Here is a 23045-nt window from a genome sequence, read left to right as displayed (position 1 = left end):
TCTCCATCAGAGTCTTATTAACAGTATTTTTAGTGCCTTTAGCACTTAAAATACGTTATTATTTAGGAAAAGAACTTATCTAGGGACGCAGTCGTTGGATAAAATAAAAAAATGTGGGGATGTGTTACTATGAATTATGATGAAACAGTTGAGTATATAGAAACTACTGCTAAATTTGGAAGTAACTATGGACTTGATAGGACAGAAAAGATGTTAGAGCTTTTAGGTAACCCACAGAAGAAAATAAAGACAATACATGTAGCGGGTACCAATGGAAAAGGTTCTATTACGGCAATGATAAATAGAATACTAATGGAAGCAGGATTTAAGGTAGGTATGTACACTTCACCTTATTTAGAAGTGTTTGAAGAGAGAATTCAGATAAATGGTGTCAATATACCTAAGGATGATTTGAGTAGGGTAGTAACCAAGGTAGCAGAAGTTGTTAAAAAGGTTATTGAACTCGGGTATGAAAACCCTACCGAATTTGAGATAATTACCTGTACTATGTTCTATTATTTCTATGAGCAGAAAGTTGATATAGCTGTAGTTGAAGTGGGACTTGGGGGAAGACTTGATGCCACAAATGTTATGGCACCATTTTCAAAAGAAGAAGATGGAGGAGTATTGCTTAGCATAATTGCATCTATAAGCTATGACCACATGCAGATACTAGGAAATACCTTAGCTGAGATAGCTCATGAAAAGGCAGGAATAGTTAAGTCTGGTATACCTGTAATACTTTATCCTGAAGAGAAAGAGGCAGAAGAAGCTATAGAAAAGGTATGCAGTGAAAGGGGAAGTACACTTATAAAGGTTCCTTGTGATTGTGTAGAGCCTGAAGATCAGGAAAAGGTGGACAATAACAGCAAAGAATATGTGCAAAAGATAAAGGTACATACAAAAAAAGAAGATTACCATATTAAATTATCCCTTTTAGGTAGACATCAGCTTACAAATTGTGCTTGTGCCCTATTTGCTATAGAGGAATTGTCTAGATATGGATTTGATATAGATAAGCAGACTATATTAAAAGCACTTTCTAATGTGAAATGGATTGGAAGACTTGAAGTAATGCACCGTAAGCCGCTAGTTGTAATAGATGGTGCACACAATAGAGAGGGAATTTCCATGCTGAGGAAAAACTTATGCACCTATTTTAACTACAATAAGATGATACTTATATTGGGTATATTGGCAGATAAAGAAGTTGAAGTAATGGTAAAAACTATTGTTCCTTTAGCGGAGAGAGTAATAGCCGTTACCCCAAACAATACAAGAGCTGAAAATTCAAAAGAGTTAAAAGGTGTCATAGAAAAATATAACTCCAAATGCGAAGCTTTGGATACTTATGAAGAGGCTTACGAAAAGGCACTTTCCTACTGCAGCGAAGATGATATCTTATTGATATCAGGTTCCCTTTATATGATAGGCGACATGAGAAAAATTATAAGAAAGCACAATGACATCAAATAAGTTTGAAGTTATGGCTTTTAACTAAAAATAAACTTATGCTTCGAATATTTTACAACCACAAGTACGGTTAAATATTTTGATAAGTCTAAACAGACAGTTTAAAAAAGCTAAGGACTTTTGAAAACTCGTACCTCAGACAATTCAAAAGTCCTAAGTTTTTTTACAAATTTTCTGCTAAGACTTATATACAAAATATTTAAATGTACTTGCTTATTGTAAAATATTTCTACGCATAAGTTTATTTTTGTACAAAACCTATAAATCATAAATATTATTTCCATTTACATTGAGTTTCTAATTGAAATTTTACCTTATACATAAAATATACTAACAAAATTGAAATTACATTTAAAAACTTTTATAAATAAGTCTTAGCTTGGTATTTTAGAAAACCTTAGGTACTTAGATGTGTTTGAGGTACGAGTTTATCTAAGTACCTTTAGGTTTTCAAAATACCAAGATTTAGACTTATTAAAAGTTTTTAGTGTAATGAAATTTGTTAGTATATGGCTGGTATAAGTGAACTTTCTAATTAGAAGATCTATATGTTAAATAAATTTTTTTACTTACGGCTTAAAACTAATTTTTTAAGGGCAGTTGCAAATTGATCGGGACAGGAAGTTCCTTTTCCACTGCAGGAAATTCCTTCTAATTTTTCCACAGCTTCAGCTACATCCATTCCTTCAACTAATTTTGATATACCTTGTAAGTTCCCATTACATCCTCCTACAAAATTTACATTTCTAATTTTGTTTTCTACAACATCAAAATTTATTTGACTTGAACAAACTCCTTTTGTTACATAACTGTACATTTCATCACCTTGTTTCATATAAAATAATGTATTAACAAAATAATTATATAGAATATAAAGTTAATATACAACAAAATAAAATAATTAATTAGTATTACCTATTTTAGCTAACCTTCATATTATAGTTGTAAGGGGGCGATGGTGTGTTGGAGTATCTTTATATATGTAGCACTTCTTCTGATACAGTATCAAAGGTGAATTTAGATGATTTTCATGAAGAAACTAGAATACATTTAAAATCTGAGGACATGACCTATAGAGTTGGACCCCATGGGTTATGTTTAAATGATTCTAAACTTATAACAGCAAACAAATATAATAACAGCATATCTATAATAGATATAAAAAATGAAATTCAGGAAGAAAGTTATTATGTTGGGGCATGCTGCAATGATATTATTACCTATAAAAATAATGCATATATAATATGCAGTGATTTAAATAGCCTGCTTGTTTTTGATCTTAATATGAGAAGAGTAGTTGAAGAAGTTCCCTGTGGAAATCTTCCTTATAGCATATGTTTGAATAAGGAAAGAAAGCTGCTTGTAATATCTAATATGGAAGATGATAGCATAACCTTAATAGACTGCAAAAAAAATGAACCTATAGCTAACATAAGAGTAGGATGCTATCCTACTAAGGCTGTGTTTGCAGTGGATGGACAGCATATACTTATCTGTGAAAGCAATATAGGATCGGAGTTTAGGGGAAGTATAGCCATATTATCACTTAAAAACTATAAAATTATAAATAGAATTATTGTGGGAAATTCGCCAGTAGACATATACTGCAGCAGTAGATATTGTTTTGTATCCAATTTTGGAGATGGTACAATAAGCGTTTTGGATATAAATAACTATAAGGAGAAAAAGAGGCTGATTGTTGGGGGGATGCCTGCAAGTGTATTAAAACGAAGGGGAAGTTTATATGTGGGGGATAATTATAACAATTTATTGATAAAGGTAAATTTAAAAGATGAAAATAAAAAATATATACCTATAGGTGGAGAGCCTACAGGTATGGTTGTGAAATAAATCCTTAATCTTCCATAAGTAATTCAACTATTTTATAATAAATTTCTGAAAAGTTTTTTTCCCACTTTTCACATAGTTTTTGGGCAGTTTTTTTAGAGTCCACATTTAGCTTTAAGTTCATTAAGGTGGAATTACTTTCCGATATTTTTAAATTTACCATAAAACTGTTTTTATGTTTAGTTGTATAGTTGGCATTTACTGAGATTTTACTTTTTATGTCATTAAAATGCTCGTCTATATAGCTGTCTAATATATCTATTTTATCTTTGGAAATCCTATTTCCGAAGAGGGACAACACCTTTATGCCTTTTTTTGTAATTATAAATTTATGGTTACTTTGAGAATCTATCTGCTTGATAAAATTAGAAGATAGAAGCTCATTTAAATATTGCTGAAGAGTAAAATAATTTATGAAGTCATTTTCCAGTATGACTTCGGTTATTTGATTATTGGAAATAGGAAACTTGATTTTTTTAAATATGTAAAGCAGAAGTAATTTATTTTCTGCTAGTTCTAAAGTATTTTCAAACATTTAAAATCCTCTCCATTGAATTAAGAATACTAAAATAATATATATGTATATTATAGCATAGTTGTATAAAATATTTGAATGCATATTTTTGAATGTAATATATCTACAATAAATTTTTTAAATTTTGTAATATTTGTTGTTATAAAATACTATATAAAATTATGAAATAAATATATTGTGGAGGTAAAAATTGAAATCAAGATGTATAAAAAAAATATTTATGGTGTCAATATTATTGCTTATAGCTATTGGCGTATCATTATTTGCAAATTATAGATATGAAGGGGCATTTGCAAGAGTAAATAGGAAATTACCTATTTATTGTGTTGACACAAAAGATAAAAAAGTTGCTATAACCTTTGATGTTAGTCTAGGAGATGAATACATTGATCAGATATTAAATGTACTGGATAAACATAATATAAAAGCTACATTCTTTGTAGTAGGGGACTGGGTTGATAAAAATCCCGATAAACTAAAGGAGATATATACTAAAGGACACGAGATAGGAAATCATTCAAATAGACACCCTAATATGACGAAAATATCTAGAGATAAAATTATTGAAGATATAAACATAAATGAAGCTAAAATAAGAAGCATAACAGGAAGTGGAACAAAATTATTTAGATGTCCTGAAGGATCTTATAATGATGATGTAATAGATACAGTAAAGAATTCAGGATATTACTGCATTCAATGGGATGTAGATAGTATAGACTGGAAAGAGCAGGGGGCAGATCTTGAATACAACAGGGTTATAAAAAGTACAAAACCTGGTTCTATATTATTATTTCATAATAGTGCAAAGTATACACCACTTAATTTAGAAAGGGTAATAGTAAATTTAAAGGAAAAAGGATACAAGTTTGTTAAGGTAGGGGATTTGATATACAAAGATAACTATAAAATGGACTATGACGGAAAGCAGATGAGAAATTAATATGACTTATATTAAACAGTTATTGAAAAACACAATAAATATGTATTATAATGGCAATGAGGGCAAGTATCAATGATTGGATTACAATTTAGAAAATAGTATAAAAAAAACATATCCTGTTTAAAATAATTTTAAAACATATATTTTAACAGGAGGTAATAAAGATGCAATCTATAGAAATTATTGAAACTAATGCCCAGTTTAAGAAATATTTGGTAGAGCTTTTTGATTTAATGAATTTAGACTACTCCACTTTTACAGACAATGATGTTAGTAGAAGGGTAAATTATGTAGTGCTAAATTCTATAAATGAAAGGTACAAAGTTCTAGATGGAGATTATTGTTTTATAAATATGGATTTAATAAGCAAAATGAAAAATAATGTAGATATATCCGGTTGCATCATAACCTATGGACTGGGAAGTAAGAATACGGTTACTATATCGAGCTTAGACTATTCTAGCGGATTTGTATATTGCCTCCAAAGAGATATTATATATGAGGGAAAAAGGGTGATTGAGGCTCAGGAAATTCCAGTTAATATGGCACTCAAAGATATTGATGAACTTTACGCAGCTGTAGTAGCTATAACTATAGGTCTTATGGAAGACAAGTGCATTTATGATTTGATCAAAAATAAAACATTTATGACTTTAAGCTAAATTATAAGTATATTTTTGTTTTTTGATGAATAACTATATGATAGTGAAACATTTAAAACTAAGGGAAAGAGGGGTTTATGATGGACAATTTAATGTTAAACAATAAGATCTATCTTGAAGGTACAGTAGCTTCAGAATTACAATTTAGCCACGAAATGTATGGAGAGGGTTTTTACACCTTTAATGTTGAGGTTCCTAGATTAAGTGAAAGTAAGGATATACTATTCATTACAATTTCAGAGAGACTTATAGGTGGAATGGATATCAAAGTTGGAACTGATGTAATAATAGAAGGACAGCTTAGGTCCTACAATAAATTTGTGGATGGGGCAAACAGATTGATATTAACTGTATTTGCAAGAAATATAGATTTTTGCACTGAAAGGAGTAAAAATCCAAATCAAATTTTTCTTGATGGATTTATATGTAAGGAGCCAGTTTATAGGACAACTCCCTTTGGTAGAGAAATCTCAGATATGCTTCTAGCTGTAAACAGAGCTTATAATAAGTCTGATTACATACCTACCATTGCTTGGGGAAGAAATTCTAGGTTTTGTAAGTCATTAAAAGTAAGTGACAATATAAGGGTTTGGGGAAGATTACAGAGTAGAGAATATCAAAAAAAGATATCAGATACTGAAACTGTAAAGAAAATAGCTTATGAAGTTTCTATATCTAAAATGGAAAAAGTTAACAGAGATAAAGAAAAAATGCAGGAAGAAAACGAAGAAGAGGAAAAAGAACAACCTAAAAATGAAGATGAAAATAGCTTAGGGGATAACATAGGTGATAAGCGAATATCATAAACAGAGTTCTTGGCATCGGGTGGAGTCAAAACTCCACCTGATGCTTATTTACAGGGTATAGACTTTGTCCTTGAAATTTAAGAAGGTTATACCCTGTATTTTCCATATAAATTATTTCCTTAAATCTGATAAAATTTTAGTTTTACCTTTAGTTTTGTCATCTACTGACTTTACTATTTTTGCGGGGCTTCCAGCAGCTACAACTCCTTCAGGTATATCTTCTGTTACTACTGAACCTGCTGCGATTACAGAGCCAGTTCCAATTTTTACTCCTTCTAAGATTACGGAGTTAGCTCCTATAAGTACATTGTCACCTATCTCACAAGGTGATTTACTAGGTGGTTCTAAAACTCCAGCTACTACAGCTCCAGCACCTAAGTGAACATTTTTACCAAGTTTTCCTCTAGCACCTACTACTGCATTCATATCTATCATAGTGCCTTCACCTATTTCTGCACCTATGTTTATAACTGCTCCCATCATTACTACTGCATTTTTGTCTATTTTAACTTTATCTCTTATAATAGCACCAGGTTCAATTCTGGCATTCATGTTTGTTAAATCAGCAAGGGGAATGGCTGAGTTTCTTCTATCCTGTTCTATTCTAAATTGCTTGATCTTATCTTTGTTTTGTTCTAAAAATTTTGATATTTCATCGCTTTCACCAAAAAGAATGAAAAAATCACCACTATTATAATTTTCTATACTGCCTAAATCACAATTTGATATGTCACCTTTAAGGTAAACTTTGACTGGAGTAGATTTTTTAGCCTCTTTTATATACTTTGCTATTTGGTATGGATCTGTAAGATCATATTTTGCTTCCATTTTAAATCATCCTTTCCATTTTATTTATAATCAATAAATTTTAGTCTTTTATAGTAAGCATAACTACGTTTTTAGTTTTTTAAGCAAATTATAACATATAAAAGTTTAAGTATGTAGATAATTTGTATTTAATATCAGGATTTTTTTGTGCAGTTTTTAAGTATTTCACCTATTTGATCATGAGTAAATTTATAAGATGTCTTACAAAAGTTACATTTTAATTCTTCAGTTTTTCCTTCATTATAAATCTCCTCTAAATCTTTTGCACCTATACTTATAAGAGCTTTTTCAACTCTTTCCCTTGAGCAATCACATTTATAAGTAGGTGTTAGTTCATCTAATATCTTTAATCCCATATCCTTAAAAATATCATTTAATATTTGTGAAATACTCATGCCCTTAGCTAGCATATTTGATATAGGAGGAAGTTCTTGTAGCCTATAGGTAACTAAGTCTGCAAGGAGATCTTCTGCTCCAGGAAGCATCTGAATTATGAATCCTCCTGAGGCCTTTATACTTAAATCTACATCTACGAGAACTCCAAGGGCTACTGCAGATGGAGTTTGCTCTGAAACTGTAAAGTAGTAGGCTAGATCATCTCCTATTTCTCCAGTTTGTATAGGAATTTTGCTGGAGTAAGGTTCTCTAAGTCCCATATTTCTTATTACAGTTAAATTTCCATTAATTCCAATGATACCACCTACGTCTAGTTTTCCCTTACTATTTGGGGGAAGATCTGCAGAAGGATTTCCTATATATCCTTTTACATGACAGTCGGCATAGGAAGTTACAGATATTCCTTTAGCTTTACCGCCTCCTGAAATTATAAGGGATAAGCTATCTTTAGGTGATTTTAACATTGATCCCATAAGGCTTCCTGCCGTGAGCATTCTCCCAAAGGCTGCTGCAGCTGTAGGAGCACATTCATGGATTTTAACAGCTGCATTTACTAGATTTGTAGTAGAGGCTGCTATTATTCGAATGTTATCATCTTTAGCTGTAGCTCTTATTAATTTATCTATCATTTAATTTCCATCTCCTAATCATACGTGTATTAAAGTTTAGTTACTATATATGATATTCTTTCAGAAACATCAGTTACAGTTTTATCACTGTAGTTGTCCAATTTATTTATAATTTTAAATCCACAGTTTTTCAATGTGGATTCTATATATTCGCAAGTATAAGCCCTTTCACGGTGGTTTTCATCAAATCGTTTATAAAAATCTTCATGACGTATAAAAAATGTGAGGTACATGTCCACAATGTCATCTTCCAAATAATTTTCCCACATATAGGTAATATCTTCATCGTCGTAAGTATAGGTATTGTTACCTAGTATATTTGTAATTTTGTAATAGGAATTTATATCAAACAGAAATATTCCATTGTTTTCCAAATGATTAAAGACACTTTTAAAGTAACTTTGTAAATCTGATTCTTTTAATATATAGTTTGTGGAATCGAGACAGCAAGTTATGAGATTGAATTTCCTGTTTAACTCGAAATTAGTTATGTCTTGACATATAAAGTTTACCTTTAATCCACTGTTCCTAAGCTTTATATCTGCTTCTGATAGCATTTCACTGGATAAATCTACTGCCCAGGTATTTTTAAAATAAAGTGCCAACTTTTCTGTCATATTACCTGTACCACAAGCTAAATCCAAATAATTTTCTCTATCTATATTTAATTTTTCATATATGTTCATAATTTTTTTAGCCCATGTGCTGTAATCTATATCGCTGTTTATTAGATTGTCATATATATGAGCAAATTTTCCATAGCAGTTCATTTTTGTTTCCGTTGTGAAATTTTCATAACGGTCTTTAACTCCCTTCTTACAGGTATTTTTATAGGTGTTTAAAGTTAAAAAAGGTAAAATTGTATTTATCAATTAATATTATATATTTTTGAGGTATAAGTCAAATTTATTGTTTGTCTTTGCTTTTACTATGGTTTATTATACTTTCATTTTTAGGTATATTTAATTCTTTTTTTCTCTTAGTCATCATGCCACCAATTCTTCCGGTTTCTTCAGCTGTTAAACTGCTCCAGCCAAATGAATTAACTTTATCTTTTAATCCTAGTTCTTCAGCTATTTCATATTTTAATTTTTCTCTAAGTTTTTCAGCTTCTGTAAGCTCTCTGTTTGATTTCAATTTTGCTTTTATGATTTTTTTTAAGGGCGTTTTTGACATTGATACCATCCTCCCACTTTTACTATAGATTATTTTTACCCCAAAAGCGAGATTTATACATACTATAATTATTATAGAATAAACAGAGTTCTTGGCATCAGATGGAGTTTTTAACTCCATTTGATACCTAGAAATCGTTACCTAGGGATGTACCCGCTCTTTAATCCTACTTGGATAAGTGTAGAGTGGGTAGCCATCGGATAAATACATAATATACTATAATAATTATAGTATATATTTTAAATATAATATACATTTAAAGGAGCAATTTCAATGACATGCACATAACTATAGGAATATTATGGTGATTAAATAAGTTTCCCAAGTAGAATTATTATTTGAATTTTAAACCAAAACAATTAATTTTATTCTAAAGTGCATTATATGTTGCATATAATGTATTAACCAGTATGAAGTATGCGCTATTTTTAATTCCCAATAATATTTATTTCTATGAACATATTTCAAAAGTTTAGTGTAAAATATTTAGTAAGATATATTTAAAATTAAATAGGTTATCTTTATTAAGATATCATGGTATTATATTTAATAATAGATCTTAAACTTAAATATTTAATCAATTTATATTATAAAATTTTTAGGAGGAATATTAAAATGAGTTGTAACGTGGCAGTAGTTGGCTGTACTGGAATGGTAGGAAGAAAATTTATAGAGGTGCTGGAAGAAAGAGATTTTCCAATAGAAAAATTGTATTTGTTTGCATCTGCTAAATCAAGTGGGAAAATATTAAAATTTAAGGATAAAGATTATACTGTAGAGGAATTAAAGGAAGATAACATAAAAAATAAAAAAATAGATATTGCTCTTTTCTCAGCAGGTGGAAGTGTAAGCCTTAAATTTGCACCTATATTTTCAAAATATGGTGCAGTAGTTATAGATAATAGTAGTGCTTGGAGAATGGATAAAGAGGTACCTTTGGTAGTTCCTGAAGTAAACCCAGAGGATATAAAATGGAATAAAGGTATAATTGCAAATCCTAATTGCTCAACTATACAAGCCATAGTGGCAATTAAACCTCTTTATGATAAATATGGAGTAGAAAGAATTGTATATTCTACATACCAGGCTGTATCTGGCGCTGGAATGGGAGGATATAATGATTTACTAGAAGGATATAAGGGAAATGCACCTAAGAAATTTCCATATCCAATAGCAGGAAATATACTTCCTCATATAGATGTATTTTTGGAAAATGGATACACTAAAGAAGAAATGAAAATGGTAAATGAAACAAGAAAAATATTACATGATGATACTTTGAGAGTTACAGCTACTACAGCAAGAGTACCAGTAACTTATTCTCACAGTGAAAGTATAAATGTAGAGCTTAAAAAAGACTTTAAAATAGAGGATATTTTTGAATTGTACAAGAATGCTACTGGAGTAGTGTTAAAAGATGATGTGGACAATTTAGTATATCCAATGCCAATAGAGGCAGCAGGAAAAGATGAAGTATTTGTAGGAAGAATAAGAAGAGACTTTAGCGTAGATAATGGATTAAATCTATGGGTCGTAGCAGATAACATAAGAAAAGGTGCTGCTACTAATGCTGTTCAAATAGCAGAATGCATAATTAAGGATAAATAACAATATATTTTAAGATGATAAGCATATTAAATTTGAATTGAGAAGGGGTGCTTTTAATGAGCTTATTTAAAGGTTCAGGGGTAGCTATTATTACCCCATTTAATGATAATGGGGTGGACTTTGATAAATTAAAAGAGTTGCTTGAGTGGCAAATAAAATCAGGTACAGATGCAATAATAATTTGTGGGACTACAGGTGAAGCTTCCACTATGACTGAAAAGGAAAGAAAAGATACAATAAAATTTACAGTAGATACTGTTAATAAGAGAATACCAGTTATCGCAGGAACAGGCAGTAATTGTACAGAATCTGCCGTAAACATGAGCAAGTGGGCAGAAAGTATAGGAGTAGATGGAGTTCTTGTAATTACACCTTACTATAATAAAACTACACAAAAGGGATTGATAGAGCATTTTAAGGCAGTGTCCTCAGCTATAAAAACTCCTATTGTAGTATATAATGTACCTGGAAGAACAGGATTAAATATACAGCCTAAAACTTTAAAAGAATTATGCAAATTAGATAATGTGGTAGCTGTTAAAGAAGCCAGTGGAAATATAAGTCAAATTGCTAAAATGAAAGCTCTATGCGGGGATGATATTGATTTATATTCTGGAAATGATGATCAGACAGTTCCTATAATGTCTTTAGGAGGGCTTGGAGTTATATCTGTTCTTGCAAATATTATTCCTAAAGATATGCATGATATGTGTAAATTATTTTTAGAGGGAAATGTAAAAGAAGCACTAAAGATGCAATTAAAAGCTCTTACACTTATGAATACTATGTTCATAGAAACAAATCCTATACCTATAAAAACTGCTATGAATGTTTTGAATATGAATGTTGGAAATTTAAGACTTCCACTTTGTGACATGTCTAAGGAAAATTTGGATGTTTTAAAATCAGAGCTTAAAAACTATGGACTTTTAAAATAAAAAACAAGTCTATTTAAATTATTGTGTAAAACGAAAGCTAGCTTTCTTTAATTTAACGTGAAAGATTTATTTCTTTCACGTTAATCAATATATGACTTTGTAGTTAATGATTATTAAATAATTTAAGGAGAGGTTTAAATGATTAAAATTATACTAAGTGGATGTAATGGTAAAATGGGAAAAGTAATAACCAATTTAGTAGAGGATTTCCCGGACTTATCCATATCTGCAGGAGTAGATAAGAAGGATGAAAAATCAGCATTCCCTGTGTTTGCCAATATATCAGAATGTAATGTAGAAGGAGATGTAATATTAGACTTTTCAAGACCGGATTCCTTGGATTCACTTCTACAATATGGTAAGAAACATAATATTGGAATTATATTTTGCACTACAGGATATAGTGAAGAACAAATTAAAAAAATTGAGGAAGCTTCAAAGTCTATTCCAATTTTCAGATCTGCCAATATGTCTATAGGTATAAATGTCATAAATAAAGTATTAAAAGATGTAAGTGCTCTTTTATATAAAAACTTTGATATAGAGATAATAGAAAAACATCATAATCAAAAAGTGGATGCTCCAAGTGGAACAGCATTACTTTTAGCAGATACAATAAAGGATTGTATACCAGAAAAGGTGGACTATGTAAATGGAAGAGAAGGAGTTAGAAAGAGAGTTCACAACGAAATAGGCATTCATGCCGTAAGAGGTGGAACTATAGTAGGAGAACATGAAGTTATATTTGCAGGCCAGGGTGAGACTATTGAGATAAAGCATACTGCTATTTCAAGAGAGGTTTTTGCCGTAGGAGCACTTCATGCTTGTGAGTTTATGTATAAGAGAGAAAAAGGTTTTTATTCAATGGAAAATGTAATTAATGGAAAGTAATACAAAGGGCTGCACACTAATTAATCAGTGTGTCAGCCCTTTTAAAGTGTATATATGTTTTTAAATAATTGACAATTAATAGTGGAAAGCTATGGATGGATTATTTATATTTTTAAAGTGTGTAACCATTTTTCTATTTTTGATAGGGATAATTTAAGTTCTTCCATACTGTAGGCATAAGATATTCTCACATGGTCTTCTCCACCTGATCCAAAAGCTGAACCTGGCACTATTGCTACACCACCTTCTTTTAGAAGTTTTTCACAGAAATCATTGCTGTTCATGCCAAATTTTTTTATTGATGGAAATATGTAAAAAGCACCTTTTGGTAGGTTTACCTTGAATCCCAAGGATTTTAAGCTGTTGAAAACATAATCTCTTCTTTCCATAAATTTAGATTTCATGTAGTTTACATCTTCCATACAGCTTTTTAAACCTGCATAAGCTCCCCATTGAGAAATGGAAGGAGCACAGGATACATTGTATTGGTGCACTTTTATTATCTCATTCATAAAGTATGTGTTTGCACATACATAGCCTATTCTAAGGCCTGTCATTGAGAACATCTTGGAAAAACCACCTATTAAAATAACTTTATCTTTTATTTCTTTGTATTGTGCAATAGAGTAATAATCTTTTTCAAAGCACAATGAAGCATATATTTCGTCACTTAACACTAATATATCATTTGCTTTCAGCAAATTAAATAAATTAGTGCTGTCTTCTTTAGATAAAATAGCACCTGTTGGATTACAAGGATAGGAGAGAACTATTAATTTAGGCTTTTCCTTATCTAATATTTTTTTTAAACTGTCAAAATTAATGGAAAAGTCATCGTTTAAACTGTAGTTTATTACACTTCCACCTAAAATTTTTACACAGCTTTCATAAGCAGGATAGGCAGGAGTTGGTATCAATACTTTATCACCTGTATTTACAAGAGTTGCAAATACATCCATTAAAGCTTCACTTCCACCTATGGTAATACAGGTTTCTCCTGCAGTGTAATGTATGCCTAAATTTGCAAGATATTTTGATATTTCTTCTCGGAGCTCTATAATTCCAGCATTTGAGGTATATCCGGTTTTATTTTCTTCAATAGACTGTATCATGGCTGCCTTAATTTTTTTAGGTACATTAAAATCAGGTTGACCTAAGGTTAAAGATATGGCATCCGGGTAGTTAACTAATTTGTTATAAAATTTTCTAATGCCTGAAAGTTCTATAGAACTAACATTTTTTGATATACTATTCAAATTTTCACTTCCAATCTATATATTTATTTATTTGAATTGTACTCTAATTCATAAAATTATTCCACTTTTTATATATACGTATATTTTCATTATGAAATAAAACACTAGTAAAGTGGAGGTGTAATTTTTGAGAAAAATATCTTTTATACTATTGTTAATTTTGTTTTTCCCTAATGCATCGATAATTAGAGCTAAGGAATCCAAGAAAAACCTTGGAATACTGGTAGATGTTACAGAAGAAATGCTGTATCTTATTGATAAAGATAAAAACACAATTATAAGAAAATATCCTGTGGCTAGCGGTAAATCTGAAACACCTTCACCTATAGGAACTTGGAAGGTTGTCAGTATGGCTTCTTGGAGCGGAGGCTTTGGCACAAGATGGATAGGATTAAATGTCCCCTGGGGTAAATTTGGAATACATGGTACAAATAAACCGCATAGTATAGGAGGTGAAGCTTCTCATGGATGTATAAGAATGCTTAACAGCGATGTAGAAGATTTATATAATTACGTTTATTATGGTATGATTGTAGCTGTTTATGGCGGTCCGTATGGTCCCTTCGGAAAAGAATTGAGAACATTAACTCCTGGAGTTCGGGGAGCAGATGTGTATGAAATACAGAGAAGGTTAAAAGATGCAGGATACTACTGCGGAAGTATGGATGGTATCTATGGAGAGAGTATGAAAAAATGTGTGATGAAATTTAGAAGGGATAATAAACTTCCGGAAAGCCATGATGTGGATAAGAATTTTTATAAAAAGCTTAGAATAATATTGATGGATTAATTTGCACAATAATAGCTACTATTACATAGGCTTATTATTTGTGATATATTTTGTGCACCATAAGTAATTGACTTTTAACTGTATAACAATACTCTTCATACAATAAAAAAAGCAGTCCATTGAATAGACTACTTTTTTTATGGAGGCGCCATCCAGATTTGAACTGGAGATAAAGGTTTTGCAGACCTCTGCCTTACCACTTGGCTATAGCGCCATTATTGGAGCGGAAGACGAGATTCGAACTCGCGACGTTCACCTTGGCAAGGTGACGCTCTACCACTGAGCCACTCCCGCATGTTTTAAATCTGGTGGCCAGACCAGGAATCGAACCAGGGACACGAGGATTTTCAGTCCTCTGCTCTACCGACTGAGCTATCTGGCCAAAGACAATATATTGCCTCGAACATTTACAAACTATACTTTAAAAAAGTAATAGTATACAAATTGGTGGGCACAACAGGGCTCGAACCTGTGACCCTCTGCTTGTAAGGCAGATGCTCTCCCAGCTGAGCTATGCGCCCTTACGACAATACTGCCACAACAGTTAATATTATATCTTGGTATAGGTATATTGTCAATACTTGTGCACTAAATATTTGTAATAATTTTATTCGATCGCTACCATTGCTAGCATTTACGTCCTTTCTATACTGTTAATAAGGTTCAGCTGCGGAAAGTCATCCTTATGAGTAAACTCTAGTTGAACCTAAGAATCACTTGCTAAATTAATTTTTATTGGGTATTTTTGGAGAATTTAGCTGTCGATATTTGACAATAGAAATTTGAATATAGATTTATTTTAGACACATACTATTTTGGAAGGGAGTGTTGAGAGGTGCTGTTATTGACGATGGTATATAGTAAAGAAAGAGAGTGTATAATCCAGGGAATAAGAGATTTAAAAGAATATTTTAAAAATAAAAATGTGCTCATTGGAATATATGAAAATATTGAAAAAGGTACTCACTTCCTTAAGGTATTTTGTGACGGGGAAATTAACAATAAACTTATGAATATATTTAATATGTGTGTTTCAAATATAATTTATAACATATTGGTAGATGAATTTTATGAAAAAGATGCTATGCTTTTTTTATCAGATACGTATTTCTTTTTAAAATATGAAGATTTAGAGAAAATTGGAGAAAAGAGCATGGAAGTGTTAAAGGGAAGAAGCACAATTATAGATGAAAACTCCATTTATTGTATAAATAAAAAGAACGATATCTTGAATAAAATATCAGATTGTATGGCTGAAAATAAGGAAATAAATGTAGATGGTTTCATAACTTTTAGGAGAAAAGAGATTTTTAATGATTTAGAAGTTATAGTTGATAAAGTAGTGGAAAAATATATGGTAGAAAAAGAATACGATGAATTTATAAAGCTTTTAAAGTATTTTGTGGATATCCAAGAGAGCAAAATAGATTATGTGAATATAATTATTGATAATGATGGAAGCTATATTATAAAAAATAAAAAGGGAGAAGAAATAACAGATAATTTTTTTAGAGATTTAACGGAATTAAGATATGGAAATGATACTTATTCTGATGATGTTTTAATAAGTGCACTTATAACTAATTCACCTGAAAAAATAGTTATTCACTGCGTGGAAAATTGTAAAAATACAGAACTTATTGATACTATTAAAAAAGTGTTTACTCATAAAGTACAATTTTGTAATAATTGTGGTATTTGCAAAACTATAAAAAATAGTTTAAATAGGGTGTAGATATTTTTAATTAATTTTTCATTATTAATTCTTAACTTGCGAAGCTTTGCTTCGCATTATTTTTACATTAAGTCAAAATCTCATATGTTCAGAAGTTAACTATTCAGAGTATGATTTAAATTTTGTGTAGAAGTCTCCGTATGCTATAGAATTGGACAACTATAGAATAAAAAATTTACATTCTCATATTGACATACCCATTGCAGAATAATATAATAAGCTCAAATAGGATAAAGGCCATGAAGAGGAAAAGTAAGTAAATCAATTACCTTAAGAGAGAAGGATTTTAAGCTGAAATATCCTTTAGGCAAGATTTATTGAATACCACCTTTGAGTTGTATACTGAAATTAAGTAAGTATTTCCCGCTAATCTGCGTTATGGATTCAAAGATAATAGCATGTTGCTTTTAATTTTTTAATTAAAGCAGACAGCTTAATCTTATAAGTAATTGTGAAAAAAGTTTTAATTTACATATAATATGTAGTATGATTTTTTTTGCAGTATATTTATTTGTTTTATTAAAAGGTTAATGCTATTAATTTGGGTGGAACCGTGATAATACTCGCCCCATTTTGTGGGAGAGTTTTTTTTATTGCTTAATTTTAAGTTTCAAGTACTGTTTGAATGTAAATTCAGTATAAAACTAATTATATGAGGAGGAGTAAATATGATAAAGATAGTCTTAAAAGATGGAAAAGAACTTGAAGTAGAAAAAGGATTAAAAGTAGCTGATGTTGCAGCAAAATTAAGCACTTCACTTGGTAAAAAGGCTCTAGGAGCTAAAATAAATGGTAAAGTAGAGGAACTTAACAAGGAAATTAATGAAGATTGTAAACTTGAAATTTTGACATTTGAAGATGAAGATGGAAAAAAGATATTAAGGCATACTGGATCTCATATACTTGCACAGGCAGTTAAAAGATTGTATCCAGAAGTGAAGTTAGCTATAGGACCTTCTATAGATGATGGATTTTACTATGATATGGATGCTGACTTTTCATTTACACCGGAATTGCTTGAGAAAATTGAAGGTGAAATGAATAAGATAATAAAAGAAAATGAAAAATTGGAGAGATTTGAACTCACAAGAGATGAAGCTGTAAAGTTAATGGAAGAAAAGAATGAGCCTTATAAAGTTCAGCTTATAAAAGATTTGCCTGAAGATGAAATTATATCTTTTTATAAACAGGGAGATTTTGTAGATTTATGTGCAGGACCTCATGTACCATCAACAGGTAAAGTTAAAGTTGTAAAACTTCTTTCAATTGCAGGAGCTTATTGGAGAGGAAATGAAAAGAACAAAATGCTCCAGAGAATATATGGTACTGCCTTTGAAAAAAAGAATGACCTTAAAGATTATTTAACAATGATGGAAGAGGCTAAAAAGAGAGATCACAGAAAACTTGGAAAAGAACTTGATCTCTTCAGCATACATGAAGAAGGACCTGGATTCCCATTCTTCCATCCAAAGGGAATGATTATAAGAAATGAACTTCAAAATTACTGGAGACAAGTTCACCATAAAGCAGGATATGATGAGATAATGACTCCTATTATATTAAATGAAGAATTGTGGCATCAATCAGGACATTGGGATCATTATAAAGAAAATATGTATTTTACAAAAATAGATGATGAAGATTATGCTATAAAGCCAATGAACTGTCCTGGTTCTATACTTGTTTATAAGAACAAAATACATTCTTATAGAGACCTTCCTATAAGATATGGTGAAATGGGAATTGTTCATAGACATGAAAAATCTGGAGCTCTTCATGGACTCATGAGAGTAAGATGCTTTACTCAAGATGATGCTCACATATTTATGACTAAAGATAATATGAAAGATGAAATAGTAAATGTAATAAAACTTATAGACAGTTTCTATAAAGTATTTAAATTTGAGTATTTCGTTGAATTATCAACAAGACCTGAAGATTCTATGGGAAGTGATGAAGACTGGGAAGCTGCAACTGAAGGACTTAAAGATGCATTAAAAGCAGTAGGACTTGATTATAAGGTAAATGAAGGAGATGGAGCTTTCTACGGACCTAAGATAGATTTCCACTTAAAAGATTCCATAGGAAGAACTTGGCAGTGTGGAACTGTTCAATTGGATTTCCAGATGCCAGAAAGATTTGATTTAACTTATGTTGGAGCAGATGGGGAAAAGCACAGACCAGTTATGGTTCACAGAGTTGTATTTGGATCTATAGAAAGATTTATAGGAATTTTGATAGAGAACTACGCAGGAGCATTTCCAGCTTGGCTTGCACCAGTACAAGTTGAAGTAATGAATATTACTGATGCTCAGGATGACTACGTAAATGAAGTAGTTGAAAAGTTAAAGGAAAATGATATAAGGGTAGAATCAGATATGAGAAATGAGAAGATAGGATATAAGATAAGAGAAGCTCAAATGCAGAAAGTTCCTTATATGATTGTACTAGGAGAAAAAGAAATGAAAGATAAAACTATATCTGTAAGAAGCAGAAAAGGCGGAGATATGGGAACTATGGCACTAGATGATTTCATTTCAAAACTTAAAGATGAAATAGATAAAAAAATAAGTGATATATAATTAAAATTATATATTGACTATAAGCTATAACAATAGTATAATGTAATTCGTTAAGAAGAAACTAGCCGTTTCTCACCTTACGGCACAGCCAGTAAGGTTATGAAGATTTCTTAATTAAAAGGATTCTTTATTATTGATGTATTCAAAGGACGGCGGCAGCTGTCCTTTTTTATATGCTTTGTTAAATTCCACCTAGGAGGTGAAAATCATTAATAAAAGTTTTCTTATAAATCAGGATATAGTAGAAAAAGAAGTAAGAGTTATTTCAGATGATGGAAGTCAAATGGGAATTATATTATCAAAAGAAGCATTAAGACTTGCAGAAGAAAAGGAATTGGATTTGGTTATGATATCTCCAAATGCAAAGCCACCGGTTTGTAAAATCATGAATTATGGGAAATTTATGTATGAGCAGGTTAAAAAAGATAAAGAGGCTAGAAAAAAACAGAAAGTTGTTAATATAAAAGAAGTTAGATTTAGCCCTAAAATAGAAGAACATGATATTTCCATTAAAGCTAAAAATGCAAGAAAATTTTTACTTGCAGGAGATAAAGTTAAAGTTACTGTAAGATTTAGAGGAAGGGAAGCTGATTATTCCTTTATAGGTAAAAAAATTTTAGATATATTTCATTCTAAACTTCAGGATGTTTGTGTAATAGAAAGGCAACCTAAGCTTGAAGGAAGAAACATGATAATGTTTTTATCAGCAAAGAAAGCATAATTGAGAGGAGGAATTTATTATGCCAAAAATGAAAACTAAAAGAAGTGTAGCAAAAAGATTTAAGATTACAGGAACTGGTAAGTTAAAGAGATCAAAAGCTTTTAAAAGTCATATACTTACAAAGAAAAGTGCAAAAACTAAAAGAAATTTAAGAAAAGCAGGACTTGTTTCAGAAACTCAAGAAAAAATTATGAAAAAATTAATGCCTTACGTATAATTGAAGGATTCTAAAAGGAGGTTTTACTATGGCAAGAGTAAAAAGAGCAGTAAACGCTCGTAAACATCATAAAAAAATATTAAAGCTTGCAAAAGGTTATTATGGCGGAAAAAGTAGATTATTTAGAACTGCTAATGAAACAGTTTTAAGGGCTCTAAGATATTCATATATAGGAAGAAGATTAAAGAAGAGGGACTTTAGAAAATTATGGATAGCTAGAATAAATGCTGCAACTAGAATGAATGGACTTTCATATTCCAAGTTTATAAATGGAATAAAGACTGCAGGCATTAATATGAATAGAAAGATGCTTTCAGAAATAGCTATAAATGATCCTAAAGGATTTACTGAATTAGTTGAAGTAGCTAAAAAACAACTAAATGCATAATATTATATTACATAAAAAGTACAGCATAATTATGCTGTACTTTTTTATAGGTAAATTATCATAATAAGGTGGACTATTATGGATATAATTAAAAGTAAAGATAATGCACATATAAAAGAAGTGAAAAAGTTAAAGGAAAAGAAATACAGGGTTCAAGAGGGCAAGTTTTTAATAGAAGGTTTTAGGTTTGTAAGAGAGGCACTTTATTCTGATTTCAAAATATCTTCAATTTTTCTAAGCAGTGACTTTACAGATAAGTGGGAAAAACTTTTACTAAAAGAAAATTTTCAATGTGATTTCCCTGTGTATTTTATGGAAAAAGGTGTATTTAAGGCTATGGTGAATACTGAAAATCCTCAGGGAATAGCTGCTGTAGTGGAAAATAGAGAATTGAAAGCCTCAAACAAAGAAGGATTTTATATACTGGCAGATAAGATTCAAGATCCAGGCAATATGGGTACTATAATAAGAAGTGCACATGCTTCTGGAGCTTTAGGGGTTATAATTACAAAGGGAACGGTAGATATATATAATGAGAAGACGTTGAGATCAACAATGGGCTCTATATTTCATGTACCTGTAATCTATGATGAGGACTTGAAAAAAGTAGAACTTCTCAGAAAAAGTGGATTTAAGTTGATAGGAAGTTCTCTGGACACTGATATTAGCTTTTATAGCGCAAATTTAAAAGGAAAAGTTATAATTGCGGTGGGAAATGAAGGAAATGGTCTTAGCAAAACCATACAGGATATTTCTGATATAAAGGTAAAGATACCGATGCCAGGTGGTGCTGAATCATTAAATGTGTCTGCAGCGGCGTCCATAATGATGTTCGAAGCAGTAAGACAAAATTTAATTTAATGTTGACAATATGTAAATATATATGTAGAATTTAAAGATATAATAATAAAAGTTGAATAAGGACACTTACTGTGAAAGAGAAAGTAGATATATGATTTTTATCAGAGAAAAAAAGTCAGGGCTGAAAGCTTTTTTTAAAACATTATATATTGAAGTTCCTCCTGGAGTACTGGCTGTGAAATTATAATTAGTAGTCAGCGGTTAATTATCGTTAAAATATACAAAGAGGATATTATTTCTAATAGTATCAATTTGGGTGGTAACGCGGATCAAAGTTCGTCCCTTAGAGGGATGGGCTTTTTATTTTTGTTTTAAATTAAAAAGATTGTAGTGAAAGGAGAGTTTAAAATGAAAGAAGAATTAAAACAGATAAAGGAAAATGCCTTTAACGAATTAAAAAATAAAAAGTTAGATATAGAGGATATAAGAGTTAAATATTTAGGTAAAAAGGGAGAACTTACAAAAATACTCAGGGGCATGAAGGATCTTTCCAAAGAAGAAAGACCTGCAATTGGTAAGCTTGCCAATGAAGTGAGGAGTACACTGGAAAATGCTATAGAAGAGGCATCAAAAAAGATAAAATCAAGTGCTATACAAGCAAAGCTGCAGAATGAAACAATTGATATTACTATGCCTGGCATAAAGCAAACTGTAGGAAAGCGCCATCCGCTAGAACAAACACTAGAAGAGATGAAACAGATATTTATTTCTATGGGATTTACTATAGAAGAAGGTCCTGAAGTAGAGAAGGATTATTATAACTTTGAAGCACTTAACATACCTAAAAATCATCCAGCAAGGGGTGAACAGGATACCTTTTATATAAATGACAATGTAGTGCTTAGAACTCAAACTTCTCCAATACAGGTAAGAACTATGGAAAAACAAAAACCCCCAATAAAGATGATATCTCCAGGTAAAGTTTATCGTTCAGATTCAGTGGATGCTACTCATTCACCTATATTTTATCAAATGGAAGGCCTAGTAGTTGACAAAGGTATAACTTTTGCAAATTTAAAAGGCACTCTTGAACTATTTGCTAAAAAGTTATTCGGAAATGACATACGTACAAAATTCAGACCTCATCATTTCCCTTTTACAGAACCTTCTGCAGAAATGGATGCCAGTTGCTTTGTATGCCATGGAAAAGGCTGCAGAGTATGTAAGGGAGAAGGGTGGATAGAACTTTTAGGATGCGGAATGGTTCATCCTCAGGTACTTAGAAATTGTGGAATAGATCCTGAAGTTTATAGTGGATTTGCTTTTGGAATGGGTGTAGATAGGATGGTCATGTTAAAATACGGAATAGATGATATAAGAAACATGTATGAAAGTGACATGAGATTTTTAAATCAATTTTAATAGAGTTTCTAAATAAAAGTTAACTCATTCTCCGCATGTTTTTACAACCTTCAGCCCATTAAATATTTTGATAAGTCTAAGCAAAAAATTCTAGAAAATCTAAGAACTTTTGAAAACTCGTACCTCAAACAATTCAAAAATTCTAAGATTTTTACGAATTTTTTACTAAGACTTATGTACAAAACATTTAAAAGTGCTTCATTGTTGTAAAAATATGCTTATGAATAGAGTGAATTTTTAAATTAGAAATTATACTTAAAATTTTCTATGTAAAATTTGACCTTATACCTGAGAATATGATGACAAAATTGAAAGCACGTTTAAAAAATTTTTTATAAGTCTTAGTGAGATATTTTAGAAAATCTTAGAAGTTTAGATATGTCTGAGGTACGAGTTTAGC

At 30.7% G+C, this 23045-nt stretch carries 23 protein-coding genes, 4 tRNA genes and 1 other annotated feature; of the genes, 16 read left to right on the top strand and 11 right to left on the bottom strand.

What is annotated here, in order from left to right; translation table 11 throughout:
- Positions 1–129: 129 nt before the first annotated feature.
- Positions 130–1476 (top strand): bifunctional folylpolyglutamate synthase/dihydrofolate synthase, encoded by a 1347-nt coding sequence (locus CLJU_RS17100; protein WP_013240092.1) that lies wholly within the window; start codon positions 130–132, stop codon positions 1474–1476.
- A gap of 562 nt (positions 1477–2038) precedes the next feature.
- On the opposite strand, the gene CLJU_RS17095 is transcribed toward CLJU_RS17100, so the two are convergent.
- Positions 2039–2290: a TIGR03905 family TSCPD domain-containing protein gene (locus CLJU_RS17095; protein ID WP_013240091.1), complete on the bottom strand. Its 252-nt coding sequence runs from the start codon at positions 2288–2290 to the stop codon at positions 2039–2041.
- Between the two features lie 146 nt (positions 2291–2436).
- Between CLJU_RS17095 and CLJU_RS17090 the strand changes: the two genes are divergently transcribed.
- Positions 2437–3324: a YncE family protein gene (locus CLJU_RS17090; RefSeq protein WP_041705555.1), complete on the top strand. Its 888-nt coding sequence runs from the start codon at positions 2437–2439 to the stop codon at positions 3322–3324.
- A 4-nt stretch (positions 3325–3328) separates the two neighbouring features.
- Here CLJU_RS17090 and CLJU_RS17085 read toward each other — a convergent pair whose 3' ends face one another.
- Positions 3329–3856 carry a DUF4364 family protein gene (locus CLJU_RS17085; protein ID WP_013240089.1) on the bottom strand — a complete coding sequence of 176 codons (528 nt, stop codon included), beginning with the start codon at positions 3854–3856 and terminating at the stop codon, positions 3329–3331.
- A gap of 190 nt (positions 3857–4046) precedes the next feature.
- Between CLJU_RS17085 and pdaB the strand changes: the two genes are divergently transcribed.
- The 3 genes from pdaB to CLJU_RS17070 all read left to right on the top strand — a co-directional run bounded on the left by pdaB (position 4047) and on the right by CLJU_RS17070 (position 6267).
- A complete protein-coding gene (pdaB, locus tag CLJU_RS17080; protein WP_013240088.1) occupies positions 4047–4799 on the top strand; it encodes a polysaccharide deacetylase family sporulation protein PdaB in 753 nt (250 codons plus the stop codon).
- A 164-nt stretch (positions 4800–4963) separates the two neighbouring features.
- On the top strand, positions 4964–5461 hold the full coding sequence (locus CLJU_RS17075; protein ID WP_013240087.1) for a hypothetical protein: 498 nt from the start codon (positions 4964–4966) through the stop codon (positions 5459–5461).
- Positions 5462–5541: 80 nt separating this feature from the next.
- Positions 5542–6267 (top strand): single-stranded DNA-binding protein, encoded by a 726-nt coding sequence (locus CLJU_RS17070; RefSeq protein ID WP_041705189.1) that lies wholly within the window; start codon positions 5542–5544, stop codon positions 6265–6267.
- 111 nt (positions 6268–6378) lie between these two features.
- Here CLJU_RS17070 and dapD read toward each other — a convergent pair whose 3' ends face one another.
- From dapD to CLJU_RS17050, 4 genes are all read right to left on the bottom strand, one after another.
- On the bottom strand, positions 6379–7095 hold the full coding sequence (dapD, locus tag CLJU_RS17065; RefSeq protein WP_013240085.1) for a 2,3,4,5-tetrahydropyridine-2,6-dicarboxylate N-acetyltransferase: 717 nt from the start codon (positions 7093–7095) through the stop codon (positions 6379–6381).
- Between the two features lie 134 nt (positions 7096–7229).
- On the bottom strand, positions 7230–8120 hold the full coding sequence (gene hslO, locus CLJU_RS17060) for an Hsp33 family molecular chaperone HslO (protein WP_013240084.1): 891 nt from the start codon (positions 8118–8120) through the stop codon (positions 7230–7232).
- A gap of 29 nt (positions 8121–8149) precedes the next feature.
- Complete coding sequence (locus CLJU_RS17055; protein ID WP_013240083.1) at positions 8150–8890, bottom strand: class I SAM-dependent DNA methyltransferase; 741 nt, start codon at positions 8888–8890, stop codon at positions 8150–8152.
- A gap of 136 nt (positions 8891–9026) precedes the next feature.
- Positions 9027–9296, bottom strand: a complete 270-nt coding sequence (locus tag CLJU_RS17050) for an alpha/beta-type small acid-soluble spore protein (RefSeq protein WP_013240082.1) — start codon at positions 9294–9296, stop codon at positions 9027–9029.
- A 615-nt stretch (positions 9297–9911) separates the two neighbouring features.
- Between CLJU_RS17050 and CLJU_RS17045 the strand changes: the two genes are divergently transcribed.
- The 3 genes from CLJU_RS17045 (at position 9912) to dapB (ending at position 12733) form a co-directional block, all read left to right on the top strand.
- A complete protein-coding gene (locus CLJU_RS17045; RefSeq protein WP_013240081.1) occupies positions 9912–10904 on the top strand; it encodes an aspartate-semialdehyde dehydrogenase in 993 nt (330 codons plus the stop codon).
- Between the two features lie 56 nt (positions 10905–10960).
- Entirely contained in the window at positions 10961–11842 is an 882-nt protein-coding gene (dapA, locus tag CLJU_RS17040; protein ID WP_013240080.1) for a 4-hydroxy-tetrahydrodipicolinate synthase, read from the top strand.
- 138 nt (positions 11843–11980) lie between these two features.
- Complete coding sequence (gene dapB / locus CLJU_RS17035; protein WP_013240079.1) at positions 11981–12733, top strand: 4-hydroxy-tetrahydrodipicolinate reductase; 753 nt, start codon at positions 11981–11983, stop codon at positions 12731–12733.
- A gap of 104 nt (positions 12734–12837) precedes the next feature.
- Here dapB and CLJU_RS17030 read toward each other — a convergent pair whose 3' ends face one another.
- The gene (locus tag CLJU_RS17030; protein WP_013240078.1) at positions 12838–13989 is read right to left on the bottom strand and encodes a pyridoxal phosphate-dependent aminotransferase; all 1152 of its coding nucleotides are present in this window, start codon (positions 13987–13989) and stop codon (positions 12838–12840) included.
- Positions 13990–14116: 127 nt separating this feature from the next.
- Here CLJU_RS17030 and CLJU_RS17025 point away from each other — a divergent pair, with 127 nt between their 5' ends.
- Positions 14117–14779, top strand: a complete 663-nt coding sequence (locus CLJU_RS17025) for a L,D-transpeptidase family protein (RefSeq protein ID WP_013240077.1) — start codon at positions 14117–14119, stop codon at positions 14777–14779.
- A gap of 140 nt (positions 14780–14919) precedes the next feature.
- Here the strand turns inward: CLJU_RS17025 and CLJU_RS17020 are convergent.
- The 4 genes from CLJU_RS17020 to CLJU_RS17005 form a co-directional block, all read right to left on the bottom strand.
- Positions 14920–14993, bottom strand: a tRNA-Cys gene (locus CLJU_RS17020).
- A gap of 5 nt (positions 14994–14998) precedes the next feature.
- A tRNA-Gly gene (locus tag CLJU_RS17015) sits at positions 14999–15073 on the bottom strand.
- Positions 15074–15085: 12 nt separating this feature from the next.
- Positions 15086–15161: transfer RNA gene (locus CLJU_RS17010), tRNA-Phe, on the bottom strand.
- A 63-nt stretch (positions 15162–15224) separates the two neighbouring features.
- Positions 15225–15300: transfer RNA gene (locus CLJU_RS17005), tRNA-Val, on the bottom strand.
- A 329-nt stretch (positions 15301–15629) separates the two neighbouring features.
- Between CLJU_RS17005 and ytxC the strand changes: the two genes are divergently transcribed.
- From ytxC to pheS, 7 genes are all read left to right on the top strand, one after another.
- Positions 15630–16514 carry a putative sporulation protein YtxC gene (gene ytxC / locus CLJU_RS17000; protein WP_013240076.1) on the top strand — a complete coding sequence of 295 codons (885 nt, stop codon included), beginning with the start codon at positions 15630–15632 and terminating at the stop codon, positions 16512–16514.
- A 668-nt stretch (positions 16515–17182) separates the two neighbouring features.
- A complete protein-coding gene (gene thrS, locus CLJU_RS16995) occupies positions 17183–19096 on the top strand; it encodes a threonine--tRNA ligase (RefSeq protein ID WP_013240075.1) in 1914 nt (637 codons plus the stop codon).
- 199 nt (positions 19097–19295) lie between these two features.
- Positions 19296–19817 (top strand): translation initiation factor IF-3, encoded by a 522-nt coding sequence (gene infC / locus CLJU_RS16990; RefSeq protein ID WP_013240074.1) that lies wholly within the window; start codon positions 19296–19298, stop codon positions 19815–19817.
- A 19-nt stretch (positions 19818–19836) separates the two neighbouring features.
- Positions 19837–20034: a 50S ribosomal protein L35 gene (gene rpmI / locus CLJU_RS16985; RefSeq protein ID WP_013240073.1), complete on the top strand. Its 198-nt coding sequence runs from the start codon at positions 19837–19839 to the stop codon at positions 20032–20034.
- Between the two features lie 28 nt (positions 20035–20062).
- The gene (gene rplT, locus CLJU_RS16980; protein ID WP_013240072.1) at positions 20063–20422 is read left to right on the top strand and encodes a 50S ribosomal protein L20; all 360 of its coding nucleotides are present in this window, start codon (positions 20063–20065) and stop codon (positions 20420–20422) included.
- A gap of 78 nt (positions 20423–20500) precedes the next feature.
- Entirely contained in the window at positions 20501–21283 is a 783-nt protein-coding gene (locus CLJU_RS16975; protein WP_013240071.1) for a TrmH family RNA methyltransferase, read from the top strand.
- Between the two features lie 62 nt (positions 21284–21345).
- Positions 21346–21570, top strand: a binding site (T-box leader).
- Positions 21571–21631: 61 nt separating this feature from the next.
- Positions 21632–22645 carry a phenylalanine--tRNA ligase subunit alpha gene (gene pheS, locus CLJU_RS16970; RefSeq protein WP_013240070.1) on the top strand — a complete coding sequence of 338 codons (1014 nt, stop codon included), beginning with the start codon at positions 21632–21634 and terminating at the stop codon, positions 22643–22645.
- Positions 22646–23045: the final 400 nt, after the last annotated feature.

This window comes from Clostridium ljungdahlii DSM 13528 (assembly GCF_000143685.1).
Lineage (GTDB): Bacteria > Bacillota > Clostridia > Clostridiales > Clostridiaceae > Clostridium_B > Clostridium_B ljungdahlii.
The sequence above is the reverse complement of the archived record's forward strand: the minus strand, read 5'-3'. Positions and strand labels throughout refer to the sequence as shown.

What these genes read in the sequence shown, in the direction of transcription:
- CLJU_RS17100 (WP_013240092.1), top strand. Translation starts at nt 130, where the DNA reads ATGAATTATGATGAAACAGTTGAGTATATAGAAACTACTGCTAAATTT.
- CLJU_RS17095 (WP_013240091.1), bottom strand. Translation starts at nt 2,290, where the DNA reads ATGTACAGTTATGTAACAAAAGGAGTTTGTTCAAGTCAAATAAATTTT.
- CLJU_RS17085 (WP_013240089.1), bottom strand. Translation starts at nt 3,856, where the DNA reads ATGTTTGAAAATACTTTAGAACTAGCAGAAAATAAATTACTTCTGCTT.
- CLJU_RS17075 (WP_013240087.1), top strand. Translation starts at nt 4,964, where the DNA reads ATGCAATCTATAGAAATTATTGAAACTAATGCCCAGTTTAAGAAATAT.
- CLJU_RS17070 (WP_041705189.1), top strand. Translation starts at nt 5,542, where the DNA reads ATGGACAATTTAATGTTAAACAATAAGATCTATCTTGAAGGTACAGTA.
- dapD (WP_013240085.1), bottom strand. Translation starts at nt 7,095, where the DNA reads ATGGAAGCAAAATATGATCTTACAGATCCATACCAAATAGCAAAGTAT.
- hslO (WP_013240084.1), bottom strand. Translation starts at nt 8,120, where the DNA reads ATGATAGATAAATTAATAAGAGCTACAGCTAAAGATGATAACATTCGA.
- CLJU_RS17055 (WP_013240083.1), bottom strand. Translation starts at nt 8,890, where the DNA reads ATGAACTGCTATGGAAAATTTGCTCATATATATGACAATCTAATAAAC.
- CLJU_RS17050 (WP_013240082.1), bottom strand. Translation starts at nt 9,296, where the DNA reads ATGTCAAAAACGCCCTTAAAAAAAATCATAAAAGCAAAATTGAAATCA.
- CLJU_RS17045 (WP_013240081.1), top strand. Translation starts at nt 9,912, where the DNA reads ATGAGTTGTAACGTGGCAGTAGTTGGCTGTACTGGAATGGTAGGAAGA.
- dapA (WP_013240080.1), top strand. Translation starts at nt 10,961, where the DNA reads ATGAGCTTATTTAAAGGTTCAGGGGTAGCTATTATTACCCCATTTAAT.
- dapB (WP_013240079.1), top strand. Translation starts at nt 11,981, where the DNA reads ATGATTAAAATTATACTAAGTGGATGTAATGGTAAAATGGGAAAAGTA.
- ytxC (WP_013240076.1), top strand. Translation starts at nt 15,630, where the DNA reads ATGGTATATAGTAAAGAAAGAGAGTGTATAATCCAGGGAATAAGAGAT.
- thrS (WP_013240075.1), top strand. Translation starts at nt 17,183, where the DNA reads ATGATAAAGATAGTCTTAAAAGATGGAAAAGAACTTGAAGTAGAAAAA.
- rpmI (WP_013240073.1), top strand. Translation starts at nt 19,837, where the DNA reads ATGCCAAAAATGAAAACTAAAAGAAGTGTAGCAAAAAGATTTAAGATT.
- rplT (WP_013240072.1), top strand. Translation starts at nt 20,063, where the DNA reads ATGGCAAGAGTAAAAAGAGCAGTAAACGCTCGTAAACATCATAAAAAA.
- CLJU_RS16975 (WP_013240071.1), top strand. Translation starts at nt 20,501, where the DNA reads ATGGATATAATTAAAAGTAAAGATAATGCACATATAAAAGAAGTGAAA.
- pheS (WP_013240070.1), top strand. Translation starts at nt 21,632, where the DNA reads ATGAAAGAAGAATTAAAACAGATAAAGGAAAATGCCTTTAACGAATTA.